Annotated in this window: 7 protein-coding genes; 5 read left to right on the plus strand and 2 right to left on the minus strand. The window is 60.9% G+C overall.

Annotated features, from left to right (window positions below):
- Positions 1 to 23: 23 nt before the first annotated feature.
- Positions 24 to 1,715, minus strand: a complete 1,692-nt coding sequence (locus tag WAO18_RS01835; protein WP_422203396.1) for an acyl-CoA synthetase — start codon at positions 1,713 to 1,715, stop codon at positions 24 to 26.
- 33 nt (positions 1,716 to 1,748) lie between these two features.
- Here WAO18_RS01835 and WAO18_RS01840 point away from each other — a divergent pair, with 33 nt between their 5' ends.
- The 5 genes from WAO18_RS01840 to WAO18_RS01860 all read left to right on the plus strand — a co-directional run bounded on the left by WAO18_RS01840 (position 1,749) and on the right by WAO18_RS01860 (position 6,900).
- Positions 1,749 to 2,549 carry a crotonase/enoyl-CoA hydratase family protein gene (locus WAO18_RS01840; protein ID WP_422203398.1) on the plus strand — a complete coding sequence of 267 codons (801 nt, stop codon included), beginning with the start codon at positions 1,749 to 1,751 and terminating at the stop codon, positions 2,547 to 2,549.
- A gap of 99 nt (positions 2,550 to 2,648) precedes the next feature.
- Positions 2,649 to 3,725, plus strand: a complete 1,077-nt coding sequence (locus WAO18_RS01845; protein ID WP_422203399.1) for an NAD-dependent epimerase/dehydratase family protein — start codon at positions 2,649 to 2,651, stop codon at positions 3,723 to 3,725.
- A gap of 12 nt (positions 3,726 to 3,737) precedes the next feature.
- A complete protein-coding gene (locus WAO18_RS01850; protein ID WP_422203400.1) occupies positions 3,738 to 5,015 on the plus strand; it encodes a hypothetical protein in 1,278 nt (425 codons plus the stop codon).
- Between the two features lie 80 nt (positions 5,016 to 5,095).
- Positions 5,096 to 6,046, plus strand: coding sequence for an FkbM family methyltransferase (locus tag WAO18_RS01855; protein ID WP_422203401.1), 951 nt, complete (start codon positions 5,096 to 5,098; stop codon positions 6,044 to 6,046).
- Between the two features lie 200 nt (positions 6,047 to 6,246).
- Positions 6,247 to 6,900 (plus strand): sulfotransferase domain-containing protein, encoded by a 654-nt coding sequence (locus WAO18_RS01860; protein WP_422203402.1) that lies wholly within the window; start codon positions 6,247 to 6,249, stop codon positions 6,898 to 6,900.
- 58 nt (positions 6,901 to 6,958) lie between these two features.
- Here WAO18_RS01860 and WAO18_RS01865 read toward each other — a convergent pair.
- A partial coding sequence (locus WAO18_RS01865; protein ID WP_422203403.1) for a hypothetical protein occupies positions 6,959 to 7,368 on the minus strand: 410 nt, incomplete at its 5' end.

Below are 7,368 nucleotides of genomic sequence, written 5' to 3' on the forward strand. Positions count from 1 at the left end.
GGGGTGGCTCTTGACGAAATCGGTCAAGCGGTCGCGTGTGCGGCGTGTACGTCGTCGGCCGGTCGCGCCTCGGTCTGCTCCTTGGCCCACCGGTAATCCGGCTTGCCCGCCGGCGAACGCTTGACCTCGTCGACCAGCCAAAGACTGCGCGGCACTTTGTATCCCGCGATCTCGGCGCGGACGAACGAGTCCAGGTCGGACAGCGCGGGCCGGGCGCCGGGCCGTGCCTGCACGACCGCGGCGACGTGCTGGCCGTAGCGGGGGTCGGGCACTCCGACGACGAGGGCGTCGAAGACGTCGGGGTGCCCCTTCAGCGCGGCCTCGACTTCTTCGGGGTAGATCTTCTCGCCGCCGCTGTTGATCGATACCGAGCCGCGGCCCAGCATCGTCACGCTGCCGTCTTCCTCGACCGTGGCGAAGTCACCCGGGATCGCATAGCGGACGCCGTTGATGGTCTTGAACGTCTCGGCGGTCTTCTTCTCGTCCTTGTAGTAGCCGACCGGAATGTTGCCCTTCTTGGCGATGAAGCCGCGGACTCCGGAGCCCGGCTTGACCTCGTTGCCGTGGTCGTCGAGGACGACCGTGCGGTGGTCGATGCTCACGCGCGGACCGCCGCTGTGCGGCGCATCCTTGGCGACGATGCTGGTACCGCCAAAGCCGGTCTCCGACGAGCCAATTGAGTCGGTGATGATCCGGTTGGGCAGCAGCTCGAGGAACTTCTCCTTGATGCTCGGTGAGAACAACGCCGCGGTGGAGGCCAGCAGGAACAGCGACGACAGGTCGTACTCGTTGCCCTTGTCCTGGTGCGCCAACAGCGCGTCCAGCAACGGCCGCGCCATCGCGTCACCGGTGAAGAACAGCATGTTCACCTTGTGGTCGTGGATCCTTCGCCAGACCTCGTCGGCGTTGAATTCTGGTGCCAGCACTGTGGTTTGACCGGCGAAGATGGACATCCAGGTTGCCGACTGGGTGGCGCCGTGGATCATCGGCGGGATCGGGTGCCGGATCATAGGCGGGTTGGCCGCGGCGCCCTTGGCGAGGTCGTACTCGTCTTTGATGAATTCGCCTGTGGCGAAATCGGTTCCACCGAACAGCACCCGGTAGATGTCCTCGTGGCGCCACATCACGCCCTTGGGGAACCCAGTGGTGCCTCCGGTGTAGAGCAGATAGATGTCGTCGGCGCTGCGCGGGCCGAAGTCTCGCTCGGCGGAGCTATCTGCGATCGCGGCGTAGAACTCGACGCCCCCGTAGCTCTGGTACGCGCTGTCCGGAACATCGGAACCGTCGTCGATTACCAGGACCGTCTTCACGTTGGGGGTGTCCGGCACTACGTTGGCGACCCGCTCGGAGTACTGGCGCTCGTGCACCAGCGCGACCATGTCGGAGTTGTCAAACAAGTAGCGCAGTTCGCCCTCGACGTAGCGGTAGTTGATGTTGACCAGGATCGCGCCCGCCTTGATGATGCCCACCATCGCGATGACGATCTCGATGCGATTGCGGCAGTACAGGCCGACCTTGTCGTCCTTCTTCACACCCTGCTTCTGCAGGTAGTGCGCGAGGCGGTTCGCCTTCTCCTCGAGTTGGGCATAGGTCAGCTGCTCGTCGCCGCAGATCAGGGCAACACGGTCAGGGACGGCATCGATGGCGTGCTCCGCCAAGTCGGCAATATTCAGGGCCACGGAACCTAAATTAGAACGTGTTACATTTCCTGACAAGTTTCAGGCCGGCGCACAGGAAGGCAATCATCGGTGAGCGAGTCAGAAAAGAAGGCCGACGCCCTCATTGAGCAGCGCGGACACACCCTGATCTTGACGTTGAACCGCCCCGAGGCCCGCAATGCACTTTCCACCGAGATGCTCTCGATCATGGTCGAGGCCTGGGACCGCGTCGACACCGATCCCGACATCCGCTGCTGCATCCTGACCGGGGCCGGCGGCTACTTCTGCGCGGGCATGGACCTCAAAGCGGCGACCGCGCGTCCACCGGGCGACTCGTTCAAGGACGGCAGCTACGACCCGTCACGCATCGATGCGCTGCTCAAGGGCCGGCGGCTGACCAAGCCGCTGATCGCCGCGGTCGAGGGACCGGCGATCGCCGGCGGCACCGAGATCCTGCAGGGCACCGACATCCGCATCGCGGGCGAAAGCGCCAAGTTCGGCATCTCCGAAGCCAAGTGGAGCCTGTATCCGATGGGCGGCTCGGCGGTGCGACTGGTGCGGCAGATCCCCTACACGATTGCCGCTGATCTGCTGCTGACCGGACGGCACATCACCGCTACAGAGGCCAAAGAGATCGGCCTGATCGGCTACGTCGTTCCCGACGGGGACGCGCTGACCAAGGCACTCGAGATCGCCGACGTGATCAGCAATAACGGGCCGCTGGCCGTGCAGGCGATCCTGCGTTCCATCCGCGACACCGAGGGCCTGCCGGAAAACGACGCGTTCAAGATCGACACTCAGCTGGGCATCAGCGTGTTCCTCTCCGAGGACGCGAAGGAAGGCCCGAAAGCGTTCGCCGAGAAGCGCACTCCGCAGTTCAATGGCCGCTAGCGGTACTGATCTGATTCGCCGTTAACCGGCGCACGATGTCCAGGGGTTGTACCCTTACGTCCAATATTCGAAGGGGCCCTGAACCAAAAAGGGGGGCGATTGAAGGCGCTCATAACCGGTTCAGCGGGTCTCATTGGGTCGGCATGTGTAGGCGCTCTGATCTCCCGCGGTTGGGAAGTCATCGGCATCGACAACGACATGCGCCTGCAATTCTTCGGCCCCGCCGGCTCGACCGCGGCGGTAGTCGCCAGCCTGAAGGACCAATCTCGCCGCTACCATCATATTCATGCCGACATCCGTGATCGGCAGCTGATTAGAGACGTCTTCGCGGAGCATCGCCCAGATTTCATTATTCATACGGCCGCGCAACCATCCCACGACCTGGCGGCCAAAATTCCGTATGACGATTTTGACGTCAACGCGGTGGGTACCCTGAATATTCTCGTCGCGTCTCGCGATTTTTGCCCCGAATCTCCGTTCTGCTTCACAAGCACCAACAAGGTCTATGGCGACCGGCCGAACTCGCTGCCGATGATCGAACATGCCACGCGCTACGACTACGCCGATGGCCTGCTGGCGATCGATGAAGCGATGTCGATCGATGCGTGCCTGCATTCGCTGTTTGGCGCCTCGAAAGTCGCCGCCGACGTCCTGGCGCAGGAATTCGGGCGCTATTTCAACATGCCGATCGGCATATTCCGGTGCGGTTGCCTGACCGGTCCCCAGCACGCCGCTGTCGAACTACACGGCTACCTCGCCTACATCGTCGCCTGCGCACTCAGTGGACGCCCGTACACTATTTTTGGCTACAAAGGAAAACAGGTTAGAGACCAGATTCACTGCGACGACGTAGCTCAATTATTCTTAGAATTCTTTGCAAGTCCGCGGAACGGCGAGGTGTATAACCTTGGCGGTGGCCGGGACAACAGCTTGTCAATTCTTGAGACGATCGAAGTCCTGGACCAGATGGGCCACCCGCTGGAATACCAGCTGACTGAAAATCATAGAACCGGCGACCATATTTGCTACATATCGGATCTCCAGAAAATACAGTCGCATTTTCCAGAGTGGAAGATGGAATACGACCTTGAACGATGCATAAATGAAATTGTTTCACTGCAAGACGCGCGGCTTCGCGACCGGCAAGATGTCGCCACGCCAGGAACACCTATCTAGGGAGCTAGTGAAATGATTGGCAGCCCACTGCTCATTGCCGAGAAGGCGCGCGCGCGGTTGCAGGCAATCCTCTCCGGGCAGGTGGACGCAGCGGAAAGTATCGAAGACATCGACCTGTCCAGCCTGCCCGACGCCACAGATCTCGTGATCACCGCGTGCGAGGTCAATTCGCTGCATGGCACCGGCACGCTGCTGCTGCGAATCTTCCCCGACCAGAAATCGATCATCTCGCTCCGCTCGGAGGATTTCTACGACGGCATACAGGATTTCGGCTGTGTCAGGCTGCGGCTCCCACTGGCCAAGGCGGCGAGACCGGTGATATCGGCTTGGCTCAAGTCGAGCCTGGTAGGAGTGAACGTCCGCCGCATAATTTGCGTGCCCTACACGCCGGCGGAAGCGACCCTGGCGCTGGCCGCCCACGATGTGCTCGGCGCTCCGCTTGGCGTCTACATAATGGACGACAAGAATGTCTGCGCGGATGGCATCACCGATGACCTGATGCGCGAGCTACTGGACACCGCACGGCTTCGACTGGTGATCGGCCCCGAGATGCGCGACGTCTACGAAGAGAAATACGGCGTGCCGTTCTGGGTCATGCCTCCTGTCGTGGCCGACCACATCGTCAAGCGCGAGGCGACACCGCTCGCGCCAGGCATTGATCCGCGACGCGGGGTTCTGCTCGGCAACATCTGGGGGCAGCGGTGGCTGGACATGCTTCGGCGGATCTTCCGGGGCGCCGGAGTGACGATCGACTGGTACTGCAATCAGCTCAATCCGCCGGGACTGGAATACGATCGCGACGAACTTGCCGCAGACGGCATCGTGCAACGGAATCCGATTGCCGAAGACGACTTGCCGAAGGTGCTCGGCGAGTATGCATTCGCCGTCGTTCCCACCGATACGCTCGACGGCCTGAGCCCGCCATCCGTACGCGCCATCGCGGAGCTGAGCCTGCCCAGCCGCATGGTCACCATGATGGCGACCTCCCATCTACCGATGCTGGTGATCGGCAGCCCCGCGACCTGTGCGGCGGGGTTTGTCCAGCGCTTCGACCTCGGCGCCGTCGCTCCGTACGACCGGGCGGCCGTACTCGCGTCCGTCGAGGACCTGATAAGCCCGGACCGCCAGACCGACATTCGCTCTCGCGCTGCGCAATTGAGCGGGCATTTCACTGCGGCCGGGGCAAGCGACTGGATATGGCGCTCCCTCGATGCGGGAGGGCCGATCACCTCCACGTATGAGGACCTCATGCCAAGGCGCGGTGCTAACACGCGGGTCGTCCGATCATGACCGAGCCCGAGGAGATCTACACCGGACTTGAGGGGTTCACCGACAAAGACCGTGAGCTCGAGAACTACCTGCACACACTGGTGCTGAACGACAGCACCATCATCGACGCGCTGGCCCGCATACTTGGTCTGATCACCAAGCTCGATACGCGGGCCGAACAGCAGTATAAGTTTTTGGAAGCGGAGATCCGTTCGCTAACTGCAACCGTCGCCGATCAGAGCTCCGCAAATCATCAAAGCGCTCCGGTCGTGGCGCCCGCTGCTGACGCATTCTCCGCACTCAATCCGGAAATCGGCCTTTTGCAATATCTTTCGTCGTACCTCGACAGTCGGACAGCGATCGACGTCGGCGCCCATGTCGGCGACGTCGCCACACGTCTGCTCGACTGTGGTTGCCAGGTCTACGCGTTCGAGCCCTTTCCGGCAAGCTTCGCTGCCCTTCAGAACCGTCTCGGCGGCAAGGCGAACTTCACCGCGTCGCAAGTCGCCGTCGGCGCGGCCGATGGCGAGGGTCAGCTCAATGTCGCGGCGGCTACTACCGAAGCTGAAGATCAGGACGCTTCGCTATTCCACAGCTTGATCGATCATCCCGTGGGCACCAGCTTCCGGTTTGCCGACACAGTTCCGGTGCAAGTCCGCAGCCTTGCCAGCCTTCGGCAGAGCGGCGAGATTCCGAACCAGATCGGACTGCTCAAGGTCGACACCGAGGGCACGGACATCGACGTCATCAAGGGCCTCGGCGAGCCTGATATCCCGGTCGTGATGACCGAATACTGGGATTCCGAGCATGCCTTCGGGAAGGGAGCGCATGGACATTTGGCCGCCACGGTCGAGCTCATGCGGTCAATGGGATACGCATGGCACGTGGTGATTTACCACGTCGATGAACATGAGCTCATCTCCTATTACTTCAATCACTCGCACACGATCCCGGGGTCCTGGGGCAACGCGATATTCTTCAAAGAGCGCCCGCTATTCGGCCGTGCGGCGCAGTGGTGTGAATCTGCGCTACGACCCACCATGAATCTGTAGGAAAACGCATCCGCGCTTTGCGGAAAATCGCGTGCACAACGGAATTATCGAATTATCGTGGCAACTCTGCGGTCACGCTTTGCGCTTGCCACGTCCGCAATGTATCCTACCGGAAAAGCTTTGATCGCCAAGGGATTACGATGCTTGTTCTCTGCAATGGAATCCCCCGCAGCGCCTCGACTTGGTCGTACAACGTCGTCATGGCCGTGCTGCGCAATTCTGCGCAGGACGTATATGGCGGCTACGACGAGAACCTGCAGCGCTTCCTGGCGGGCGTACCCCCATCTTGCGTGCATGCAGTCGTCAAATGTCATTCGCTTAGCACCGTCGGACTGGGTCTTGCGCAGGTACGGGCTGCCAAGGTGATCTACACGTGGCGCGATCTGACCGATGCGACCGCATCGTTCATGACCATGTTCGGCGTTGACTTTGAACATGCTATCGCTGTGATGTCGAGTTCTCTCGACCTCTACCAACGTCATCGAAGTAACGGCGCGCTCATACTGAGCTATGAGGCAATCACGCGGAAACCAACGGAATCGGTGAGCGCGATCGCCGCCTATCTGAATATCGCGGCGCGCCCAGAGCTGATCGACGAAATCGCCGAAGCCAATTCAATCGACCGAATGCGCGAGAAAGTGAAAGAGATCAGCTCGCTCGAGTACGGGGGACCCTTGATTGGTCACGAGCGAACTTCATACGATCCCGAGACCCTGCTGAACCTCGATCACATTCGTGACGGGAGTAGCGGCTACGGCGTCGGCCGACTAAACGAAGACCAGCTCCGCCGACTCGAGGAGTTACGGCGCGAAAAGGGGCCGCTCGGCGGGCAAACCAGCACGGAGAGACACTAGTCCTCGATATGGCCTCGTCGCCGGTCAATTACCCGGGGCCCACAAGACCGAGCGCGCGCTACTCCAGCTTTATCAGGAGTCCCCGAGATCGGGCTGACTCGAACATCCGGTAAAACAACAGCAAGGCGAGTGCTATGTATACGACGTCCAGCGTGAGGCCCCATTGGAAGTCCACTATCGAAAATCCCCGCCCTGCCAACACCTGTCTCATCCCCTCGAAGGAATGCGTGGTGGGCAGAGCCATCGCGAATGGACGAAGTGAAGCCGGCAGCGTTTTCAGCGGGTAGAAGACACAGGAAAAGGGCATCAACACTCCGGCAATGCTCCATGCCAGTCCCTCAAGCCTCGACTTATAACGCAGGATCAGGCTCGTGACTGCGACGCCGCCGGCAAGGCCGAAGAACATCAGGACGGCAATGAACGGAATGAATTTAATTAATAACGGGAAGATGTTGAAGTGATAGCAGA

This window comes from Mycobacterium sp., from assembly GCF_049278535.1.
Taxonomy (GTDB): domain Bacteria; phylum Actinomycetota; class Actinomycetes; order Mycobacteriales; family Mycobacteriaceae; genus Mycobacterium.

Bases quoted from the DNA above. Each gene is read 5' to 3' on its own strand.
- WAO18_RS01850 (WP_422203400.1), top strand. From the start codon at position 3,738: ATGATTGGCAGCCCACTGCTCATTGCCGAGAAGGCGCGCGCGCGGTTG.
- WAO18_RS01860 (WP_422203402.1), top strand. From the start codon at position 6,247: ATGGCCGTGCTGCGCAATTCTGCGCAGGACGTATATGGCGGCTACGAC.